Here is a 20,498-nt window from a genome sequence, read left to right as displayed (position 1 = left end):
AAATTGAGTTAAGGCAACAACGTCGGCGTCATCACGCGATAACGATTCTGAATTTTCTGCCAGATATTTGAATGAGGACCGGTGATTCCATCGGCTCCGCCCATTCCGGAAATTCCACGTTTCGGATCATACTGCCCACCCGGCAGGAACTTGCTAAGATCCGGACCACCTTTGCCAGCCGCAGCTCCCGCCGCACCAGCTCCCTGACGACCGCCACCGTCACCTGCAGATCCACCACCATAACCGCCGAAGCTGCCGCCTCCGCCGCCATAGAAACCTGCTGTCACTTTAACATCATCAAGGCCTTCAGCAGCTCCACCGCCGCCACCTGAATCTCCGCCGCCGGAACCACCGCCGCCACCAGACAATCCAGCGCCACCACCTTGCTTGCCATCAACAGCTTCGCCAGCACCACCAGAACCTGGCTTACCCGGAGAAATTGGAGGCAGACCCGGCAGATCTCCAGCTAGTCCCGCACCACCCTTAGTGGTCAGGCGAGCACCCGGATCCAAACTGCTGCTGACAAAACTGCCACCCGCAGAGTTGGAACCCAAGCACGCTGGGTCCGTTGGATTCTTGGAACAAACGCAGACTTTATTGCCAGCCATTTCAGGCTTCGTACAATCAACGGGGCCTGTATTCGAACAACCCGGCAAGTTTGGATTGGTCTTACAGATTTCAGGAACTGGCGTCGAATCACCCGACGTCAAAGAAGCACACTGAGAAGCGTTTTGCATAGTCCCGCCGAAGTTCGCAATCGCCTGATTAGCCTCAGCGACTTTGCTTTCAAAATCAGAACAGCGCTTTGCCTGTGATTCAGCACTGGATATTGAAATTGTTCCACCACTAGCTTGCACACAAGTCGGATTCCTATTCACCCAATCCACCAAAGCATCACAAGCAGCGTGACAAGAACCAATTGAATTACTGCAAGTCAGACGATAGGCCGCGACTGCTGCATTGGCCGCAGCGGAAAGACTGGCCATCTTAGAACAGGCTGCTTGAATACTTGCCGCCGTTTGCTGACCGAACATCAAACTAAGTTGTGAAGCCGTATTGGCAACCCCACTCATCCCGCTGTCATTCTTTTCATCGCAAGTATAGGCCGTATCCGTAATCTGGGCACTGCACTGCTCTTGTAGTTGCTGGTATTCACCACACCCAGCTCCACCACCAGCCATTTCATCTCGACAGATCCAACCATTGCCCCCATTCACGTTCATGCATTCATTGGTCGGGCAGCGGTTATTACAATTGTTTCGAGTTGGGCCTGGAGGACCAACAAATCCTCGGTCCACTTCACATCTGTATATATCTGTTGTGGTATTTTCAGAGGAAGAATGAACTCTGACGCATTTCTGCCCTTCGGCACAGCCGTAAATGGCACAATTGGCAAGAGCCTGCGAAGGAAGCATAAAGAAGACTAAAAAAAGTCCTCCAAATATGAACTGATATAAAAGCACCTTCATTCCCATGGTGGTACTGTTCGGTACTTTCTAAGCTGAACTTTACCAAAGTATAAGTTATCTCAGACTGAGACACTAAGGCATCAACGTTGGACTTAAAACCTGATATCTATTCTGGATTTTCTTCCAAATGTTGGAATGGGGCCCTGTGATTCCATCGGGACCAGAAACACCCGCGATCCCCCGAGCTTTCGGATCAAACTGACCACCCGGCAGGAACTGACGCAGATCCGTGCCTCCATTTTTTCCATCTCTATTAGCCACTCCCGGTGCCCCGGCGGCTCCACCGCCATAGCCTCCGCCAGTACCTGCAGCTCCGCCACCATAGCTACCGCCGCCGCCGCCATAGAAACCGGCATTCACATTGGAATCAGAATCCTCACCTGCCCCCCGCTCTTGGGCGGAACCCGCAGGACCACCAGCTCCACCACCAAAAGAAGAAATTCCCGCGCCCGCTCCCTGTCTGCCATCAACAGCCTCGCCGGCTCCGCCAGAGCCTGGTTTACCATGAGAGATCGACGGCAATCCCGGAAGATCACCACTGGGCACATCTCCGCCCAAAGAATTCAAGCGTGCTGAAGGGTTGATACTGGAATAAGTTGTTCCGTTCATCCCTTTTTCAGAAAGGCACACCGGATCGGTCGGATTCTGCGAACAAATGCAAACTTTATTAGAAGCCATTTCCGGCTTCGTACAATCTACCGGACCTGTATTAGCGCAACCCGGTAAGTTCGGATTAGCCTTGCAAATCTCTGGCACAGCCGCTGTGTCACCGGAAGTCTTCTCTGCACACTGAGAGGCATTCTGCATTGTGCCTGCATAGTTGGCGATCGCCTGATTGGCTTCTTGAACTTTGCTTTCAAAGCGGTCACAACGCTCTGCTTGTGCTTGCGCACTTTCAATCATCGCGGAGTTGCCTCCCGCAGCGCCCGAAAACCCTTGTACCATGCAGGTTGGATTGCTGTTCACATAGTCCACCAGCGCTGAACAAGCAGATCGACATGAGCTAATGGAGTTACTGCAAGTCAGACGATAGGCTGCAACCGCCGCATTGGCCGCCGCAGAAAGACTGGCCATTCGCGAGCACGCCGCTTGGATGCTGGAGGCTGTTTGCTGACCAAACATCAAACTGAGTTGTGATGCTGTGTTGGCCACACCACTCATTCCGGTATCATTTTTTTCATCACAGGTATGAGAGGTCGCCGCCACAGCTTCAGAGCACTGTTGAGCCAACTCGGAATACTGCGCAGAGCAATCCGGTCCGTTTTGTTGCATTTCAGACTGGCAAATATAGCCACCACTGCCATTAACACTTAGACATTCATTCACCGGGCAACGATTGCCACAAGGATTGGTTTGGGATGTACTTTGAGGTTGCTGCTGTTGATCGGAATCTGCGGGTCGCTGAGTCTGACTCGGACGGGAGGTGCCGCCCCCGGTTCGTCCTCCCGAACCACGATTGGAACTACCGCTACCACAGCGGCCCTCTCTTTGCGTCTGCACGACACAACTGTCGTAACGGCGCATTTCATCGCGGGAAGCTGGACCTGTTTTGGGAAGATGAATACTGGCACACCATTCAGCACACCCCAGGAAGGTACCGGCCGAAACCTCCACACTTCCGAGAAGTACCAAAACAATAAGAGGGAGTAATCCCCTTAAATACCAGTTTCTCATAGTATTCCTATCGGCCCCCAACTCAGTTTGCTACAACTTCGTTAGGATATATTCTCATATTTTAATGAAGACTGACTCATAAAACAGAATCAAAACGAAAAACCGCCTCAGTGTGATACAAAAGAGCTGCGCCAGTTTCGCATCCAAGTTATTCTGACCTCTGAACTGACAGGAGACTTGATGAAAAGCCTATATAACTTCTCTGTAGCCAATGCCTCTGGAAAACCCTCTTCCCTTGAAGAATACCGCGACAAAGTCGTCCTGATCGTCAATGTCGCCAGCAAGTGTGGCTTTACGCCTCAATACAAGGGTCTTGAAGAACTCTATACCCAATTTAAAGACCAGGGCTTCACCATTCTGGGTTTCCCGTGCAATCAGTTTGGCGCGCAAGAGCCCGGATCAGATTCTGAAATCCAGCAGTTCTGCGAACTCAACTATGGAGTTTCCTTCCCAGTCATGGCGAAGATTGATGTCAACGGCGACAAAGCAGATCCTCTTTATCAGTGGTTGAAGTCTTCCGCGCCAGGATTATTGGGGACTGAAATGATCAAATGGAATTTCACCAAATTCCTTGTTGGCAAAGATGGCCAGGTGCTTAAGCGCTACGCCCCACAGGAAGAACCGGTGAATATGACAGCAGACATCAAGAAAGCACTGGCTTAGTATTCCACGAATATCCGTAAGCTAATAAATGGCACCTCCCTGTCAGAGTCTTCGACAGGGAGCCACACACCGCAAGCATCGTGGTGTAAACGAATCTCTGGCACCCTCGTTGCTATCTCTTCTTATTATGATGAAGAGATCTTTTCAGACATTTAGAACATCCCTGATTGCAACGACCTTGTGTCTCATTTTGGGACAGTCCTTTGCTTGGGCCGCTGTCACCGTTAAAACTGAAAAGTTCGACAACGGTGTTGTGTCGAAGGAAAGCTATTATCAGGATTCCTTTCTGACGGAACGCCGTTATTTCGATATCGAAGGCCGCTTTACCGGCTGGGTGCGCTTTACCAAATCCACGCAGAATCTTTTGATTGTCACCGAACTGTCCATCGAAAAAGAAAAGTATGGCCAGATTCAAAGCCAGGAAGAATGGTCCTTCTTGGACCAAGATGGCAGCCAAACAACCAAGTCACGTCTGATGCGTAAGTGGCATTACACCAAAGAAGCCCCCATCGTTTTAGAGTACATTGGCCACCACGAGCAAGCCGAGCCCTTCAGAGAGAATCGCAAAGACTATTTAAATAAGGACAATCAGCTGACTTCCTCTATCTTCCTTTATTACAAAGATCAGGATGAAAAGCCTTACGCCTTTATTGAGAAAGACCCAAAGGGGAAAGTTCTTAGTGAATTCTCTCTTTATGAAAAATACAGTCTGATAGAAAGCCTGAAGAAATCCGGCGTACCTGCTGACGAGATTTCCGTACTGAAAAAACAACAGGAAAATCCAAATCGTTTTCTGATCGCCATTATTGACTCGGGATTTGACTACAACCATAAAGAGCTGGTCAGCAAATGGTGGAACAACCCACAGGACCCGATGGATGGGATCGACAACGATGGCAATGGCTGGGTTGACGACACCTTCGGTTGGGAACAAGTGCGCAATATCGGTCTGCCGACAGAGTCTTCAATTGGCATGCACAAAGACCATCGACCTCTATCCCACGGAACCCACGTCGCCCATATCGCCAGTCATGGACTGAACAATATCGCACTGGTCGGCTTTGCCGGGGACTACACTCGTGCCGACTATATTCGCAAGATGTCTGAGTTTATCAAGAAACATCAGGTTCGTATCGTCAACATGAGCTTGGGCTTCCCTTCCGACAACAAGGATTTGCTGGGCCTGCGTGATGGCATTCGCGCCTATAAAACCATGATCGAAGAAAACCCCAACACTCTGTTTGTCGTCGCTTCTGGCAACGCTGGTGTTGATTTGGATATCACAAAGAACCGTCAGTATCCGGCAAGCTTCACTCATCCCAACGTCTTGAAGGTCGGTGCGCTGACCGCCAGCACGATTGAAGAAGTCACTCCCGAAAATGCCAAGATGGCTGACTTCAGCAACTTTGGTAAAGAAAATGTCGATATTCTTGCCCCGGGAGTCAAAGTCAACGCCGCTTCTTTGGGTGGCGGTCTGATTGAGCATTCCGGCACCTCTATGGCAACACCTTACATGGTCAATCTGATTGCCCAGTTGTGGAGCGAACTTCCCGAGCTGACTGCCAGCGAAGTGCGAGAGCTCTTTATTGCTACGGCACAGGTGACAAAAGATCCAGCCCCTATCAAATCCCAAGGCTATGCCGATCTGAAAAAAGCACTGCTTGCGGGTAAAATGAAAGTTCTCAAAGGCCGTCATGCCAAAGTCGAAGGTCCTAACTGCTGGAACGCATCCACTTACCTGGCGGGCGTATCCCAAGGCTTGCACCACACCTTTGCCAGTGAGTTTGCCAACATTGTCGATTCTCCACTGTGCCAGCGAGTGCCCTTGGAACAAGCCGAAGCCGGAGACATCATTGCCTTCCGTCGTCTGAACAGAAATGGAAAAGTTCTGCCTGCGGCTTTTGCTTCCGAAGTTCACGGTTACACGCTGATTGCTCCTGGCTTGGGTTTCACCAAAAATGGCGTTTCAGCTCTGGCCCCGTATCAGGAACAGCCCTCCCAGGAGATCTTTGAACAATATCGATCTCAAGAGGGGCGCGAATGTAAAAAACTGGGCATTGAACGCCAAGACTGCCGGTTGGCGCAACTGGCGTATCGTTGTGTCGGGCTGGAAGAGTTCATGAATAAAAAATCCGGCTTGAACGTCTTTGAAAAAGACCTGCTGCTGGAAGTAAACAGACTGGAAAAAATTGTTCAGACTCAGATGCTGGATCAAAAAAATCTGAACGTGAATATCGACCCCATGCTGGAAAGACTAAGAAATAAAATCCTGGAGCTGAAAGCTCGCGGCAGTTCTTTGATAGTCACCGACTATTTTGAGTCCCGCCTGGAATCTTTGGAATACAGATAAAAACAAAATAAAAAAGGAGTTTCCATGAAAAAGATCTTTATCGCCGCCCTGATTCTGGCGGGAGTACAAGCCCAGGCTGACAGCGAGAGCGAGCTTCGCATTTTTGTAAACAGCCAGGGTTGCAGCGTGATTCAGCAGATCGAAGATACCAAGCGTATCGTTGACATCCAAAAAGGCAGCGAACGGGAACTTATCACCATCAACAGCGATGGCACAATGGATGGCGATCTGCAGATGGTTGAAGACGCTGGCGGCATCAGAGCCATTAGTGTCAATCAAGGCCGCCTTCATTGTGCGGACCTGGAAGAAGATATCGGGCCTTAATTAAAAGCCCGCGTGTTCTTTCATAAACTCTAACTCTGCCGTCGTGGACTCTCTCCCCATGACGGCATTTCTATGTGGATAGCGCCCAAACTGATCGATGATGATTTTATGAGCGATCTCGAACTTGTAAGAGTTCTCCAATCCTTCCTGAGCAAACAGCTTCATCGCTTCTTCGTGAATCAAAGCCGATTCGCTGTGCATATAAGGCATATACAAGAACCCACGCTGTCGCACCGGCAGTTCCATGTCGTCCCCTAGCAAAACAGCTTCCTGCGCCAAAGCCAATGCTTGAGCATCACTGGCAAAAGCTTTCGGGGTGCCACGGAACATATTACGGGAAAACTGATCCAGCACGATGATTTCCGCCAAGCGCCCTTCAGGAGTTTGCCGCCACAAGTAAGTTTCCCCCTTGCAGACGCTTTCATGCAAAGCTGTAAAGCGAGCCCGCAAAAGCTGATCAAAGGCATCGTCCTTCACAAACCAAAGTTGCGGATCAATCTCTTCAAACCAAAATGAAATAACCGTGTTTGCTTTCATAGCTGCGAGCATTGCCGATGCCAGCCTCCGTGTCCAGACGCATTCGGACTTTATCGGTGCGGGGGCAACAGCACAACTTTCTTGGTTCCGGGATACCCGGTGTTCTCCCGCACCCAGACAGCTTCTTCTTCAGTCGCCATTCGGTAAGGGAAGCTGTTTTTGATGTTGGCAAACCCCAGACGATTGAAAGTGTTTTCAGGAACAAAAGGTCTTGTAAAGCCGGTATAAAAATCAAATCGTCCCGGCCCCTTGATAGCTCCTCCCGCATCGCGCACGACAAAAAACCCATCATGAATTGTTCCATCGGGCATCTTTTGGCCTTCCAACCGAGGCACAAAGATAACATCCCCCATTTTGTAAATACTGAGATCTGCCGCCACCGTGTGATAAGGGTCCAAACACACGTTCCTCATGCCATACCCATAAGGGCATTTTCGCATGTCCACCTCTTTAAAGCGCGGCACACCGTCTTCACCTCGGGCATAGTAATTAAAGGACCTGAATCGTCCATCTTCATCATGAACGTAGCAAGCCCCTTGCATCACACAGTTATTAAAATCCTTCACACACAAACGTGTCAGAACTTTATCCTCTGGCGAACGCATTTCAACGCGAGTTTCATCATCACAGCGATCCACATCATACTTAATAATAGGCTTATAATAGATCGTTGGATTTAGAAATGTCGGCTCTACCGGCGACGGCAACGGCGGAGGCATAGGCGGCTCAAAGAAGCCCGCTTCCTGAGCCTTTGCGCCCATTACTAGTAAGAGTCCCAAAACCACCTTGATCATCGGCTCATACTAACAAATCCACGGCACTTCCTTCACAACTACGTCAAAAGACATAACAAGGTGCGCTTGGGCTGAACTGTAAATAAACGCCTGCTCAACCCACTAATTTGCCCTAATCTCGCTGGGGAAAAATTAAAAAATCACAAGGTTCAAAACGACCAGAAAAAGAGATCAGAACTTTTCCAAAATCTCTTTTAATACATTGGCGTGATTGATCTTTTCATCGCGAGCCGCATACAACAAAGTGATGTTCTGAGTCTGTGCACGCTCGGCGAGCTCGGCCAACTTATCCTGCGCCGACGCCACCTTCAGTTCTTTCTTATATTCTGTTTTAAACTCTGAGAATTTTTCCGGCTTGTGTCCGAACTCCTTGCGAAGTTCCGTGCTGGGGCAGATTTCTTTCGGCCATTCGCTGAATTTCAAATTTTCTTTCTTAATTCCCCGTGGCCACAAACGATCCACCAACACTCGATAACCATCGTCCCGACTGGGAGCTTCATAGACTCTTTTGATCTTAATCATAAAGGTACCTGCTCACTTTCGCATAAACTGTGCATCATTTTACGCAAAGCTTCTGCAAAAGTAAGCAGGTACCTTTTGGGATGGAGAAAAAACAAAACCCACTCTTTTTAGAAGTGGGTTTTGGATTTGCTTCAGCTTGCGCGACTGCCGTCGCTACAGCTCTGCTGGCGGGGCCGAACCTCAGCTTCCTCTGGGTAGCCGGGCTCTGCCGCTAGTGCGAGACTAGTGTTTCCCTTTTTTACCTTTTTTCGGAGCTGCATCTTCGGCTTCGATGGCTGGCTCTGTACCTTCGTGGTCTTCACCGTTGTTGCCGTTGGTATCAACCAAAAGTTTGCCGATACCGTTCGCCGCAAGGATCTTCTTACGAAGTTCAACCATGTATTCTGGGTGTTCTTTCAGGAAGTTTTTCGCAGCATCACGGCCTTGGCCCATGCGCTCGCCATTGATAGAGAACCACGCACCGGATTTTTCAACCATGTTCGCAGTCACTGCCAGGTCAAGAAGGTCACCTTCTTCAGAGATACCTTCACCGTACATCAAGTCGAATTCAACTTTTGTGAACGGAGGAGCCATTTTATTTTTCACAACTTTCACCGCAGTACGGTTCCCAGTCACGTCTTCACCGTTTTTGATCGCGCCCACACGGCGTACATCCAAACGAACTGAAGAGTAGAATTTCAAAGCGTTACCACCCGTTGTTGTTTCAGGGTTACCGAACATAACACCGATTTTCATACGAATTTGGTTGATGAAGATAACAAGAGTGTTGGAACGGTTGATCGCCGCAGTCAATTTACGAAGAGCTTGAGACATCAAACGAGCTTGAAGACCAACGTGAGAATCACCCATGTCACCTTCGATCTCTGCACGAGGAACCAAGGCTGCTACGGAGTCGACAACCAATACGTCGATCGCGCCAGAGCGAACAAGAGTTTCAGTGATTTCCAAAGCTTGTTCACCAGTGTCTGGTTGAGAGATCAAAAGATCTTCTGTGTTCACACCCAGTTTACGAGCGTAGTTGATATCCAAAGCGTGCTCGGCATCGACGAAAGCAACAACGCCGCCTTTTTTCTGAGCTTGAGCAATTACAGACAAGCAAAGAGTTGTTTTACCAGAGGACTCTGGTCCATAGATTTCACAGATACGACCTTTTGGAAGACCGCCGATACCCAAAGCGATATCCAAGCTCAATGCACCGGTGCTGATCGCTTCAACGTCTTTAACCAAAGAATCGTTCGCGCCCAAACGCATGATAGAGCCTTTACCGAATTGCTTTTCGATAGTCGAAACAGCCAATTCAAGGGCTTTGATTTTTTCTGAGTTTGCTTTGTTGTCTACAGTAGCGTTTGCCATCTGTCGTCCCTCTCTCGTGACTTCTGTCACGACACTTTTATTGTTTAAAATTCAGGCCGGGGGCCTTTTACTATTTCTTGTCGAGAACTTCTTTCAGCCAAGCCACTGCGTAGTCCACCGAAGCCATCTGGATGGATTTGCGATCACCTGAAAAGAGTTCTTTTCTGGAGTCTTCAAAACCCGGTCCAGCGATGGCAATGCATACAGTGCCCACTGGCTTTGACGGTGTTCCACCTGTCGGACCTGCGATCCCTGTGATTGCCACAGACCAATCAGTTTTAAGCTGTCGACGCACTCCGTGCGCCATTTGACGAGCGACTGTCTCGCTCACCGCACCCTCTTGCATGAGAGTGTCTCGACGGACCCCCAGAAGATCCACCTTCGCCTCGTTAGAGTAAGAAACCACAGAGCCTAAAAAGATGTCGGACACGCCTGGTTGCTCTGTTAAAAAAGCGGAAAGTGCACCTCCAGTACAACTTTCCGCAAAACCCACTGTGAGTTTTTGGTCGCGAAGGGATCGAATGAGTTCTTGAAGCTTCTCGTTGTTAGGTGACATTTTAATTGATCACCATCACTTGAGCGCCCAACCAGTTGGTTTGAGTGTAGAGAACTTGCATGATGAGACTCGCAATTATCCCCGCGGCCACATCGTCCACCATCACTCCAAGACCTCCTTGGATCTTCTTATCTAAATATCCTATGAATAAAGGCTTTGTGATGTCCAGCAATCTGAACAGAGCAAAACCGATTAAAATGGCCTGCCATGTCAAAGGCAGCCAAACCATGGTAATCAGAAAACCTAAAACCTCATCAATTACGATCTCTTTGTGATCATGACCGCCTTTGGCTTGCTCATAAGCTTCGCAGGCCGCGATTCCGACTATGAGCAGCAAAATCACTGCCCCCATATAATAGATCGGGCCCAGTTTGCTCAAAAGAATGACAATCGGAATGGTCGCCAAGGTGCCCATCGTGCCCGGCCCTTTAGGAAAACGGCCCACACCAAACAGAGTCGCAAGTTGTATCAGGAATTTGGTCATCATAACGATGAGGTACGCCGGACCCGTAGGCCTTGCAATGCAGAATGAGAAGCGTCAGAGCTAAAGGCGCAGTTCCTGGGCAAAGCCCGCAGACTCACGCAAAGATGGCTTCCACAGCTCGCCCGGCTTGACAGAGTATTTCGCGAAAAATTGTTCGCGACGGCAGACCATCACCGCCGAGGATCTTTCCGGCATTTCGACCACGCCCTGCATTTCAAAGCAGGTTGCTTCGGCATAACGAAGCACCATGCGATTATTAATATCAGGCTCACCAAAAACTCGCAGCGTGCGCGGATCCTGAAAAAGGAACTTCAAGAAAGCCGCAATCAACGATGGAGTGAATTTGCGCCCCAAGTACTCTTTTTCACCAACTAGGAAATGCAATCCCTGATCAAAAGGCTGAGCATCCACAAAGCGCCCCAGAATATCCTGTTGCAACCAATAGCGTTCCCAATAACTGACCGGAACTCCATCCACGAAACCGATAAAAAGATTCTGATGTTTGTCGGCGAGTTCTTTTTCAAGGTGATCTTTTAATTCAGCGGAAGATTTGGCCAAGCTCCACCATTGCGATACGTAAGACTGATTCATCCACTTGGAGTAGACATCAAAATCACGTTCGATGGAAAATGGGCGGAAAGAGTACGTGTGCCCGTTTTGATTGTTATAGATCTCAAAACACTCGGCCTGCATACCCAAAGTCCTATTTTTTGACCTCATAACAAGCAAGTTCCTGCTGAAAAAAAGACTCAACTGCAAACCAACCAAAAATATTTTCAAGTAGCTTTCAACTCCGCCTTAATAACTCAGTGCGAAAAACTTATGGATTCCATCAAAATTAGCAATTCGACTTCTCCGAGTCCTTTTCGCATACTGCCTTCACGGAGGCCCCATGATTCGTTGGATGATTCTGTTGGCTGGCTTGGTCTACTTTGTAGATACCTTGATAGCTCTCCAGTTGTAGATCAAACGCCGGAAACTGAAATGTTTGGTTTCACCTCTAAGACTCTCGGGGCCGACCTATTTTTCTTTCTACACAACAGTTCCCAGTCTCTCCTGTTAATGTTATAAATTTTTTATGAAACCAATCATTCTTACGGGCGACCGCCCAACAGGTCCCCTCCATCTTGGTCACTACGTTGGATCTCTTAAAAACCGCGTGGATCTTCAGGATTCGCACGATCAATACATCATCATCGCGGACGTTCAGGCCTTGACTGACAACTACGATGACACGACAAAGGTTCGCGATAATATCTTACAGGTGACGTTGGATTATCTGGCGGCCGGTATTGATCCTGCAAAAAGCACGATCTTTGTTCAGTCTGAACTGCCTGAGCTGTTCGAGATGACCACTTACTTCATGAATCTGGTGACCGTGGCACGTCTGGAAAGAAATCCAACCGTGAAAACTGAAATCCAGCAGAAGAATCTGGAAAAATCTTTGCCTGCAGGATTCCTGACTTATCCCGTAAGCCAAGCGGCCGACATTCTTGGATTCAAAGCCAATCTGGTTCCTGCCGGTGAAGATCAAAATCCAATGATCGAACAGACCAATGAAATCGCTCAGCGTTTCAATCATGTTTACAAAACGGATTTCTTCAAGCCGGTCAAAGGCATGCCTGGCGTTGCCGGCCGTCTGCCCGGTATTGATGGCAAAGCGAAGATGAGCAAATCCCTGGGGAATGCCATCTATCTTTCTGACGATGCCGATGTGATCAAAAAGAAAGTTCAGAAGATGTACACCGATCCGGGACATCTTAAAATTGAAGATCCGGGCAAAGTGGAAGGCAACGTGGTCTTCAGCTTCCTGGATGTTTTCGATCCAAGAAAAGACGAAGTCGCTGCTTTGAAAGAACATTATCAGCGCGGCGGTTTGGGTGATGGCACTTTGAAAGTGCGCCTGACTGAAGTTCTGAACACGATCATCGCACCAATGCGTGAACGTCGTGCTCAGTACGCTCAAGACCCGCAAGCGGTTTTGAAAATCTGCAAAGAGGGCTCCCTGAAAGCTCAGGAAAAAACCCGCCAGACCTTGAAAGAAATGAAAGCTTTGATGGGTGTAGGTCTGTAAGTCCGGCCTACAGATTCCGGTAATAAATCATATCTTCACTATCCACATAGCGGGACACTATCTTACGAAGTGTCCCGTCTTGTTTCATCTCCCGAATCACTTTTCTGATCTTATCAGCCTCCGACTTTGAAATCCGTCTTGACGATAAATAAAAGCCCATCGTCAAAGGATGACTGGGATCCGGAATAGCCACCGTCTTCGTCGTCAGCTCCGGAATTTCCTTTTGATAGTGCGAATGGATAATCGGGGTTGAAAACATCGCCTGAATCCGATCTGCCACAAATTGTTTGTAAGCCGTCCCCGGATTAGGGAACGCAATCAAACGCCCTTGCCCCATCAACTTCTTTTCTTCCTCATCTCCCAGGAAAAAGCGCGGCCCAATCTGACTTCCAAACTTCACCTTGGGATCATTCAGATAGTTCTCTGGCTTTCGCGTTTTATCATACGATGCTTTGGCAACGATCAACTTTCGTGCCGCCTGATACAAAGGAATATACTCCCCGACGGACTTCAATTCATCCAGCGGAGCCAGAAACGCCACCATATCCAATCTCCAGCGCTTAAAATCCTCCAATATTCGCGGCGAATCCATCGGGATCTGAGAAAACACACAGCCCATGCGTGAAGAAACCTCTGCAAGCAGATCATGTGTCAACCCACTGACAGTTCCATCAGACTGAACTTCATACAGAGGACTGTAGCTATTTACTCCAAGACGAAAATGGCGGACACACTCTTTGGAGGATGCTTGTGCCGACTGGCAGAAAACAAGAAAAAATAAAATAGCAAAAGCCCGTTTCACTCTGTCATCTTAACATTGGGCAAGCCTTGAGCGCAGTAAAACACCCAACGCTTGCGCGATTGTAACTCTACTAAACAGACTACGGCAATTCCTGCGCCCAGGTGTCTGAGATACTGATTTTAGAGTCCTCTTCCCAGAATTCATAAGGCGCTCGCTCACCGCCTTGACGCTTCTGTCGCTCCATCAGAATCAAATCAGAACGCAAAGTTTCTCCTGCCGCATTCTTGGGAATCTCCATAAATTCCAAACGACGAATACGTTTGAATGGAGACAGCCGCATCCGAGCGAAGTTCATAATATCCAAAGCCAACTCCTTAGTTGGCTCAACACCTTTTACTACCGACACCAGGGCCTTAGGCACCGACTCACGAATGGCATCGGGACTGGGAATAACCACCACTTCACGAATGGACGGAAAATCCTTCAGGACAAACTCCAGCTCAAACGGACTGATTCGATATCCCGAAGACTTAAACAGTCCATCAATTCGCTCACAGTACATATAGTTCCCCATCGCATCCAGATAGGCCGAATCTCCGGTGTGGTAGTATTTTTGCGAACTGTCCAATCCACTCATCAATCCCCAAGGGCTGGCAGATATATCCACACAGATTTCCCCATTTTCAGTCTCGGCCCCTTGCGCATCCAGCAGCAGGATTTTGAAGCCTGGCATGGCTTTCCCGGCCGTGCCAAAACTTTCTTTTTCCTCCGGTGGCACACCAATCAGTATGGCCGTTTCGGTCTGACCATAGCCATCACGCAGGAAAAGCCCCCACGCATTATGGATCCTCCCAATCAAGTCGGCAGTTAATGCCTCACTGGTACTAACAACTTCGCGCAGATGCACTTCGACGGCTTCCAGATCTTCCTGAGCCAGCAATCGCCATACTGTCGGTGGCGCACACAATGTCGTGATCGGATATTCCTCAAGCGCATCCAACAAAAGGCGTGCGTTGAATCGTTTTTCCTTAAACACAAAGATCGTCGCCTCGGCATTCCATGGTGCTATGAACGAGTTCCAATCATGCATTGCCCATCCTGTCGAGTTGATGGCCAGATGCACATCCCCAGGACGCAAACCAATCCAGTACATTGTTGAAAGATGTCCAGCCGTAAAGCCGGCATGGCTGTGCTCCACCAGCTTCGGTTTTACCCCGTTGGAGGAAATAAAATAACGGAACAACGGGTCTGTCCCTTTGGTTTTTTCCTGAGTTTCAAATTCAGAACTTTCCAGATAGGCATTTTCATATTGAACCCAGCCCTCTTCCTCGCCGTCGACCACCACCGGAATCACCCCGGATGAAATCACATCAAATTTGGAAGTATGGGCCTTGGTGGTGGCAATCATCTTGATTTTTTCGCGATCCAAACGATCTTTCAGTTCTTGTTGTGACAAAAGTGGATTGTTGGGAACCAGCACCGCTCCTATCTTCATCGCTGCCAGCATGATCTCCCACAAAGCCACCTCATTTTCGATCAGCAGAAAGATGGAATCCCCTTTTTGCAACCCCAATGTTCGCAGAAAATTCGCGACCTGATTAGACCGATGTGAAAGTTCCGAAAAGCTGAACTTCTTTTCCCGCCCCACTTCATCCACCAGCCACAAGCCGATCTTACTGTTGCCCGTGGCCATAGGGTCAAAGTAATCAAGGGCCCAATTGAATTCCTCCAAACGCGGCCAACGGAAGTTTTTATAGGCATAGTCATAATCCGAGCGATGCAGGATTAAAAAATCCCTCGCCTGTTCAAATTCATTACGAAAGCTCATGCAAACCTCCAGAGATTTTTTTAAGGTTAGCACTTCCAACTCGACTCGCCGACGTGTGTTTCTACATTGGACTGTGCAAAGGCAGGGGTGCATGTTAAAAAATCCTATGGGAATTTTTCGCACTGTCATCAGCACCTTTGTTCTTGTGATCTTCGTCTATGTTTCTCACCAGCTAACTCGATTCACGAACTTTTCGTGGCAGGGCACCACTTTGCTTGTCAGCTTCCTGGCATTTCTTTTCGCTTTGGTGATTGGCAGCTTTATGCTCCTTCTGCGGGAAAGACGCCTGGACCACAATCCTTGGCGGGACCGCTTTATGAACGGGGCCTTAACGGTTATGGCCTATATCAATTTCCTGATCTCTCTGGTCATTCTCAGGGATGTGTTTGCATTCTTGGACAAGATTTCAATCGCCACCTTATCTCTGGAAACTCTGTATAGTTCCCAAGCCACCACCACTTTGATGGGACTTCCGGTGTTGTTTATTCTGGTGGGCCATTTGATTGTGCGAAAAGGGGCTTTCAATAAGACTGTCCCTCTTCGCTTCACCCACCTTCCTGCTGATCTGGAAAATCTGCGTATTGTTCATATCACGGATCTGCATATCAGCCCCAGCTTGCCGGTTCGACTGGTCAAAAAGCTGGTAAGTCAGGTCAACAAGCTGAAGCCTGATTTGATCGTATTTACCGGCGACATTCTGGATAGCTTCGTTGAAAAACACACCGAAGAGTTTCAGATTCTCAAAGGTCTTCATGCCAAACATGGGATCTACTATGTCCCGGGAAATCATGAATACTATTGGAACGCCACCAAGAGTCTGCAGGCTTTCCGCGACATCGGATTCCAGGTCCTGATCAACAAGGCCGAATCCCTTCGCCTGGGATCAGCCGAGCTGCAGATGATTGGTATTCCCGACCCCGCCGCCAACCATTTCAAGGAAGAAGGGCCGGATCTGGTGAAGGTGCAAAGCCAACTAAAACCGGACAGCTTTAAGGTTCTTTTGTCCCATCAGCCAGCGCTGGCTAAACACATCGAAAAGCTGGGGGTGGACTTGCAGCTTTCCGGACACACCCATGGCGGACAGTTCTTCCCGTGGAACCTGTTAATCGTATTCTTTCAGCGCTACAATAAGGGACTTTACCGCATTGGCGACATGCAGCTCTATGTCAATCAGGGCACCGGCTATTGGGGACCCCAGTTGCGACTGGGAACTTATTGCGAGCTGACTGAAATTATCCTTCGCAAGGAATAAAAAACGGGGTATTAATTTCCCCTATGTCCCGAGAGAAAGATCCCCTGAAAACCCGACAAGCTGCCAAAAAGAAGGTCATGGACATGATCGCGCGTCGGGACCATTCCGAAAAAGAACTGCGCACCAAATTACGCGACAAGTTCTCGGACGAAGAAGACGTCGGGGATATTATCGAAGAAGCCATCGAGTTCGCCAAAGACAATCGTTGGTTGGGCGACCCGGTGGACCTGGCCCATCGTTTGGCCGACATGCTTCACCGCCGCAACAAGGGCATCTATTACATTAACAACTACCTCAAGGAAAAAGGTCTTCCCGCTGTTGAGACAGATCGTGCTTTGGAGCTTGAAAAGGCGCTGGCGATTGTCAAAAATAAGTACGACGAAGACCACAAGTTTTCCCGAGAGGAAAAAGCTCGTGTGGGCCGGTTGCTGGCTTCCCGTGGATTCGATTCTGAGACCGTAAGAAAGGTTATTTATGAAAAGCTCTGAGATCAGAAACGCCTTTATCAAATACTTCGAGAAGAACGGACACAAAGTGGTCCCGTCCTCTTCCCTGATTCCTGAAAATGATCCCACGTTGCTTTTCGCCAACGCCGGTATGAATCAGTTCAAGAACACCTTCCTGGGTCTTGAGAAAAGAGACTACAGCCGCGCCGTCACTGCACAGAAATGCGTTCGTGCAGGTGGTAAGCACAATGATCTGGAAAACGTCGGATTCACAGCCCGTCACCACACTTTCTTTGAGATGGTGGGGAATTTCTCTTTCGGTGATTACTTCAAGAAAGACGCCATTCACTTTGCGTGGGAATTCCTGACGAAGGAACTGGCGATCCCCAAAGAAAAGCTTTACGTGACCGTTCACCTTTCTGACGATGAAGCTGCCGACATCTGGCACAACCAGGAAGGTGTTCCGCGCGAGCGCATCTTCCGCTTCGACAAAGACAACTTCTGGAAAATGGGTGACACCGGTCCTTGCGGTCCTTGTACTGAGATCTTCTATGATCACGGCCCGAAAGCCGGTACTATTTCCGATCCATTCAAAGGCATCGAAGCCGGTGAAGACCGTTTCGTGGAAATCTGGAATCTGGTCTTCATGCAGTACTTTGAAAACCCTCCGGGCACACTGACGCCCCTGCCAAAACCTTCTGTCGATACAGGCGGCGGTTTGGAGCGTATGACAGCGGCGATGCAGGGTGTGTTTAACAACTACGACACCGACCTCTTCCAGCCGATGATTCAACTGGCATGCAAAATCGGTGGCGTTGAATACATCACAGACAAAGAAGTTCTGGCTAAAAACCCTGCGGCAGCTGAAACAACGTCGGCTCTTCGCGTATTGGCGGATCATTGCCGTTCGACGTCCTTCCTGATTGCCGATGGCGCTTTGCCATCCAATGAAGGCCGTGGCTATGTTCTTCGTCGTATCATGAGACGTGCGATCCGTTACGGTCGCAAGCTTTCTGCTGACAAATCGTTCTTGCCTGGTATGGCGGAAGCTTTGATCGAAAGTATGGGGTCTGTTTATCCGGAATTGAAAACACGCCGTGACCACATCATCAACACCATCCGTGACGAAGAAGATCGCTTTATCGCCACTTTGGATAAAGGGACTGCAATTCTGGCGGATGAACTTTCCAAAGCAAAAGCCAAAGGCATTAAAGAACTTTCCGGCGAAGTGGTTTTCCGCATGTACGACACTTACGGCTTCCCTGCGGACTTGACTCGCGTGATCGCCAACGAACAAGGCGTCGAAGTGAACGAAGCCGCGTTTGAAAAGGAAATGGAAGACAACCGCGCAAAATCCAAAGCCTCCTGGAAAGGTAAATCCATGGGTGCTGATGAAGCGCACATGATCAAGTTTGCCAAAGACTATCTTCAGTCCGGCAAAACTGTGACCTTCCTGGGTTATGAAGGCACCATCGGTGACGGTAAAGTCATGGGTCTTTCCAATGGTCAGGCCGAAGTTCAGGAGCTGAAAACCGGTGATACCGGTTTGATGATTCTGGATGCCACGACTTTCTATGGCGAAGGCGGCGGCCAGTCCGGTGACGTGGGTTATATCATGCAGGACACCAACCGTGCCCGCGTGGGCAACACCACCAAGATCGACGATATCGTTCTTCATCATGTTGAAATCGAACATGGCTCCTTCAAAGTGGGCGCGACGGTTCTTACAGGAGTTGATGCCGTTGAAAGACGCAACATCGCTGCGAACCACTCTGCAACTCACTTGTTGCACGCGGCCCTGCGCAAGGTTCTGGGCACTCACGTGACTCAAGCCGGCTCTTTGGTTGATTCCCAGAAAACCCGTTTTGACTTCACTCACAACAAACCGGTTTCTTCGGAAGAAATCAAAAAGATCGAAGATCTTGTGAATGAACAGATCGCCCGCTGCAATCCGGTGAAAACCGAGATGATGTCCCACAAGGCTGCTCTTGAAAAAGGTGCGATGGCTTTGTTCGGCGAAAAGTACGCCAATGACGTGCGCGTTCTGACCATGGGTGATTTCTCTTGCGAGCTTTGCGGCGGTACCCACGTAAAGAACACTTCAGAAATCCGCCTGTTCAAAGTCGTTTCTGAAGCGGGCGTCAGCTCGGGTGTTCGCCGTATCGAAGCCATCACTGCGGACCATGCCCTTAAGTATATGATGAGTGCTGTGACTCACCTGGATGATGCCTTGGCTGCTGCCGGCTTCCAAAAAAGCCCGCACTATATCAAGCATCTTGAAACCACTGGCGAAACAGCCACATTGGCAAATCGTGTGGAATCCCTGAAAGATCAAGTGAAGCAGCTTGAAAAAGAAATGAAGAAGCTGCAAGGCGGACAGGTGAACGTTGACGAACTTGCTGCCAAAGCCATGACTTTCAGAACCAAATCTGGCGCGTCTGCGAAACTGGTGTTGGCAGATGTTCCTTTGGATGACCGTCAGGTTCTTGCAGAGGTTACTGACCATCTGAAAAACAAGATCCAGTCTGGTATCGTGGTTGTGGTTGGTCAGGGTGATGACAGTCACCCGATCATCGTGAGCGTTTCCAAAGAGATCTCCTCTGAAACCAAAGCCGGAGATCTTTTGAAGGAAGTTGCTGGCATTATGGGTGGTAAAGGGGGCGGTCGCCCTGACTTCGCTCAGGGGGCGGCACCAAATCGTGCCCAGATGAACGAAGCCTTCGGTAAAGTAAAATCAATGCTGGGTCTTTAAGACCCGGCTATTCGCAGCTCATGTCGGCCCAATTGGCGCGGACATGAGCGACGTAAGCCTGGAAGACATCAGCCAGTCCTCCGCACAAATCCTGACGGCCACGACCGCAGGAATCTTTTTCTTCCCCCAGATTCACACGCTTTTCATTCGCATACAAAGCAGCATACGCGGGCGTGTATTTCATCGCACAAATATCTGCGGATTTCACCGGGGCCGCACAAACAGATGAGCCACTCAAAATCGTCTTCAGCTCTGCCAGATTAGCAGATCCCAAACAGCGCTCTTGCAAAATATTATTGGCGTCATCCACCAGATGGATTTTGCCAGACTCGGTCGCAATCACCAGACGATACATACTGACTTCTGAAATTTTGGCGGACACCGCCCCGTCTTCAGAAATATTGGGAATTTCAATGTAGGTGACTTTGCTGGCCTCGGAAGAGGAGCTTCCTCCTGCCGCAGGAGGAACGATAACAGACACATCGTTCATCGATGCCATCTCAGATGTTTGAAGCGCACTCTGGCTGCAATTCTGAAATCCCACAATGAGACAGATAGCTCCAGTCAGCACTGCCAAACGCTTAGTCATGAATTCCCCCTCTTTACCCGTTTCAAAATGAATAGAGGCAAAATCTATTCCGGGCTCAGACCTAAGTAATATCGGGAATAGCTGTTAGG

19 protein-coding genes are annotated in these 20,498 nt (G+C 49.1%); 7 read left to right on the top strand and 12 right to left on the bottom strand.

Annotated elements, in window-relative coordinates:
* Positions 1 to 8 precede the first annotated feature (8 nt).
* Both ACES2G_RS02335 and ACES2G_RS02330 read right to left on the bottom strand, forming a co-directional pair.
* On the bottom strand, positions 9 to 1,223 hold the full coding sequence (locus ACES2G_RS02335) for a hypothetical protein (RefSeq protein ID WP_347356097.1): 1,215 nt from the start codon (positions 1,221 to 1,223) through the stop codon (positions 9 to 11).
* A gap of 318 nt (positions 1,224 to 1,541) precedes the next feature.
* Positions 1,542 to 3,143: a hypothetical protein gene (locus tag ACES2G_RS02330; protein WP_374001213.1), complete on the bottom strand. Its 1,602-nt coding sequence runs from the start codon at positions 3,141 to 3,143 to the stop codon at positions 1,542 to 1,544.
* A 180-nt stretch (positions 3,144 to 3,323) separates the two neighbouring features.
* Here ACES2G_RS02330 and ACES2G_RS02325 point away from each other — a divergent pair, with 180 nt between their 5' ends.
* The 3 genes from ACES2G_RS02325 to ACES2G_RS02315 all read left to right on the top strand — a co-directional run bounded on the left by ACES2G_RS02325 (position 3,324) and on the right by ACES2G_RS02315 (position 6,480).
* Positions 3,324 to 3,806: a glutathione peroxidase gene (locus tag ACES2G_RS02325; RefSeq protein WP_347356090.1), complete on the top strand. Its 483-nt coding sequence runs from the start codon at positions 3,324 to 3,326 to the stop codon at positions 3,804 to 3,806.
* A gap of 127 nt (positions 3,807 to 3,933) precedes the next feature.
* Entirely contained in the window at positions 3,934 to 6,156 is a 2,223-nt protein-coding gene (locus tag ACES2G_RS02320) for a S8 family serine peptidase (RefSeq protein ID WP_374001212.1), read from the top strand.
* Positions 6,157 to 6,180: 24 nt separating this feature from the next.
* Positions 6,181 to 6,480: a hypothetical protein gene (locus tag ACES2G_RS02315; protein ID WP_347356086.1), complete on the top strand. Its 300-nt coding sequence runs from the start codon at positions 6,181 to 6,183 to the stop codon at positions 6,478 to 6,480.
* On the opposite strand, the gene ACES2G_RS02310 is transcribed toward ACES2G_RS02315, so the two are convergent.
* The 7 genes from ACES2G_RS02310 to ACES2G_RS02280 form a co-directional block, all read right to left on the bottom strand.
* Complete coding sequence (locus tag ACES2G_RS02310; protein ID WP_347356084.1) at positions 6,481 to 7,017, bottom strand: DUF924 family protein; 537 nt, start codon at positions 7,015 to 7,017, stop codon at positions 6,481 to 6,483.
* 50 nt (positions 7,018 to 7,067) lie between these two features.
* The gene (locus ACES2G_RS02305; RefSeq protein WP_374001210.1) at positions 7,068 to 7,811 is read right to left on the bottom strand and encodes a 3D domain-containing protein; all 744 of its coding nucleotides are present in this window, start codon (positions 7,809 to 7,811) and stop codon (positions 7,068 to 7,070) included.
* A gap of 171 nt (positions 7,812 to 7,982) precedes the next feature.
* Positions 7,983 to 8,333, bottom strand: coding sequence for a DUF488 domain-containing protein (locus tag ACES2G_RS02300; protein WP_347356080.1), 351 nt, complete (start codon positions 8,331 to 8,333; stop codon positions 7,983 to 7,985).
* Positions 8,334 to 8,555: 222 nt separating this feature from the next.
* Positions 8,556 to 9,686: a recombinase RecA gene (recA, locus tag ACES2G_RS02295; RefSeq protein WP_347356078.1), complete on the bottom strand. Its 1,131-nt coding sequence runs from the start codon at positions 9,684 to 9,686 to the stop codon at positions 8,556 to 8,558.
* Positions 9,687 to 9,756: 70 nt separating this feature from the next.
* The gene (locus tag ACES2G_RS02290) at positions 9,757 to 10,242 is read right to left on the bottom strand and encodes a CinA family protein (protein WP_374001209.1); all 486 of its coding nucleotides are present in this window, start codon (positions 10,240 to 10,242) and stop codon (positions 9,757 to 9,759) included.
* A gap of 1 nt (position 10,243) precedes the next feature.
* Positions 10,244 to 10,729 carry a phosphatidylglycerophosphatase A gene (locus ACES2G_RS02285; protein ID WP_374001208.1) on the bottom strand — a complete coding sequence of 162 codons (486 nt, stop codon included), beginning with the start codon at positions 10,727 to 10,729 and terminating at the stop codon, positions 10,244 to 10,246.
* A gap of 57 nt (positions 10,730 to 10,786) precedes the next feature.
* On the bottom strand, positions 10,787 to 11,446 hold the full coding sequence (locus ACES2G_RS02280) for a GNAT family N-acetyltransferase (RefSeq protein ID WP_374001207.1): 660 nt from the start codon (positions 11,444 to 11,446) through the stop codon (positions 10,787 to 10,789).
* 358 nt (positions 11,447 to 11,804) lie between these two features.
* Here ACES2G_RS02280 and trpS point away from each other — a divergent pair, with 358 nt between their 5' ends.
* Positions 11,805 to 12,800, top strand: coding sequence for a tryptophan--tRNA ligase (gene trpS / locus ACES2G_RS02275; protein ID WP_347356069.1), 996 nt, complete (start codon positions 11,805 to 11,807; stop codon positions 12,798 to 12,800).
* 7 nt (positions 12,801 to 12,807) lie between these two features.
* Here trpS and ACES2G_RS02270 read toward each other — a convergent pair whose 3' ends face one another.
* Both ACES2G_RS02270 and ACES2G_RS02265 read right to left on the bottom strand, forming a co-directional pair.
* Complete coding sequence (locus ACES2G_RS02270) at positions 12,808 to 13,602, bottom strand: substrate-binding periplasmic protein (RefSeq protein ID WP_374001206.1); 795 nt, start codon at positions 13,600 to 13,602, stop codon at positions 12,808 to 12,810.
* 79 nt (positions 13,603 to 13,681) lie between these two features.
* Positions 13,682 to 15,370, bottom strand: a complete 1,689-nt coding sequence (locus ACES2G_RS02265) for an AMP-binding protein (RefSeq protein WP_374001204.1) — start codon at positions 15,368 to 15,370, stop codon at positions 13,682 to 13,684.
* A gap of 91 nt (positions 15,371 to 15,461) precedes the next feature.
* On the opposite strand from ACES2G_RS02265, the gene ACES2G_RS02260 reads away from it, so the two are divergent.
* The 3 genes from ACES2G_RS02260 to alaS are packed head-to-tail and all read left to right on the top strand — an operon-like array spanning position 15,462 to position 19,820.
* Positions 15,462 to 16,622, top strand: a complete 1,161-nt coding sequence (locus tag ACES2G_RS02260) for a metallophosphoesterase (protein WP_374001203.1) — start codon at positions 15,462 to 15,464, stop codon at positions 16,620 to 16,622.
* A gap of 23 nt (positions 16,623 to 16,645) precedes the next feature.
* Complete coding sequence (locus ACES2G_RS02255) at positions 16,646 to 17,110, top strand: regulatory protein RecX (RefSeq protein WP_374001202.1); 465 nt, start codon at positions 16,646 to 16,648, stop codon at positions 17,108 to 17,110.
* On the top strand, positions 17,097 to 19,820 hold the full coding sequence (alaS, locus tag ACES2G_RS02250; RefSeq protein WP_347356060.1) for an alanine--tRNA ligase: 2,724 nt from the start codon (positions 17,097 to 17,099) through the stop codon (positions 19,818 to 19,820). The genes ACES2G_RS02255 and alaS overlap by 14 nt, the downstream gene beginning before the upstream one ends.
* Before the next feature lie 7 nt (positions 19,821 to 19,827).
* On the opposite strand, the gene ACES2G_RS02245 is transcribed toward alaS, so the two are convergent.
* Complete coding sequence (locus tag ACES2G_RS02245) at positions 19,828 to 20,409, bottom strand: hypothetical protein (protein ID WP_347356059.1); 582 nt, start codon at positions 20,407 to 20,409, stop codon at positions 19,828 to 19,830.
* Between the last annotated feature and the right edge of the window lie 89 nt (positions 20,410 to 20,498).

This window comes from Bdellovibrio bacteriovorus, from assembly GCF_041888015.1.
In the GTDB taxonomy this organism is placed as follows: domain Bacteria; phylum Bdellovibrionota; class Bdellovibrionia; order Bdellovibrionales; family Bdellovibrionaceae; genus Bdellovibrio.
Note: the sequence above shows the minus strand (reverse complement) of the source record. Positions and strands in the feature narration are given on the sequence as shown.

Excerpts from the sequence above, each read along its gene's own strand:
- ACES2G_RS02310 (WP_347356084.1), bottom strand. The coding sequence starts at position 7,017 with ATGAAAGCAAACACGGTTATTTCATTTTGGTTTGAAGAGATTGATCCG.
- ACES2G_RS02280 (WP_374001207.1), bottom strand. The coding sequence starts at position 11,446 with ATGAGGTCAAAAAATAGGACTTTGGGTATGCAGGCCGAGTGTTTTGAG.
- ACES2G_RS02290 (WP_374001209.1), bottom strand. The coding sequence starts at position 10,242 with ATGTCACCTAACAACGAGAAGCTTCAAGAACTCATTCGATCCCTTCGC.
- recA (WP_347356078.1), bottom strand. The coding sequence starts at position 9,686 with ATGGCAAACGCTACTGTAGACAACAAAGCAAACTCAGAAAAAATCAAA.
- ACES2G_RS02320 (WP_374001212.1), top strand. The coding sequence starts at position 3,934 with ATGATGAAGAGATCTTTTCAGACATTTAGAACATCCCTGATTGCAACG.
- ACES2G_RS02315 (WP_347356086.1), top strand. The coding sequence starts at position 6,181 with ATGAAAAAGATCTTTATCGCCGCCCTGATTCTGGCGGGAGTACAAGCC.
- ACES2G_RS02245 (WP_347356059.1), bottom strand. The coding sequence starts at position 20,409 with ATGACTAAGCGTTTGGCAGTGCTGACTGGAGCTATCTGTCTCATTGTG.
- ACES2G_RS02335 (WP_347356097.1), bottom strand. The coding sequence starts at position 1,223 with ATGAACGTGAATGGGGGCAATGGTTGGATCTGTCGAGATGAAATGGCT.
- ACES2G_RS02330 (WP_374001213.1), bottom strand. The coding sequence starts at position 3,143 with ATGAGAAACTGGTATTTAAGGGGATTACTCCCTCTTATTGTTTTGGTA.
- ACES2G_RS02255 (WP_374001202.1), top strand. The coding sequence starts at position 16,646 with ATGTCCCGAGAGAAAGATCCCCTGAAAACCCGACAAGCTGCCAAAAAG.
- ACES2G_RS02285 (WP_374001208.1), bottom strand. The coding sequence starts at position 10,729 with ATGATGACCAAATTCCTGATACAACTTGCGACTCTGTTTGGTGTGGGC.
- ACES2G_RS02300 (WP_347356080.1), bottom strand. The coding sequence starts at position 8,333 with ATGATTAAGATCAAAAGAGTCTATGAAGCTCCCAGTCGGGACGATGGT.
- ACES2G_RS02305 (WP_374001210.1), bottom strand. The coding sequence starts at position 7,811 with ATGATCAAGGTGGTTTTGGGACTCTTACTAGTAATGGGCGCAAAGGCT.
- trpS (WP_347356069.1), top strand. The coding sequence starts at position 11,805 with ATGAAACCAATCATTCTTACGGGCGACCGCCCAACAGGTCCCCTCCAT.
- ACES2G_RS02325 (WP_347356090.1), top strand. The coding sequence starts at position 3,324 with ATGAAAAGCCTATATAACTTCTCTGTAGCCAATGCCTCTGGAAAACCC.
- ACES2G_RS02265 (WP_374001204.1), bottom strand. The coding sequence starts at position 15,370 with ATGAGCTTTCGTAATGAATTTGAACAGGCGAGGGATTTTTTAATCCTG.
- ACES2G_RS02260 (WP_374001203.1), top strand. The coding sequence starts at position 15,462 with ATGTTAAAAAATCCTATGGGAATTTTTCGCACTGTCATCAGCACCTTT.
- alaS (WP_347356060.1), top strand. The coding sequence starts at position 17,097 with ATGAAAAGCTCTGAGATCAGAAACGCCTTTATCAAATACTTCGAGAAG.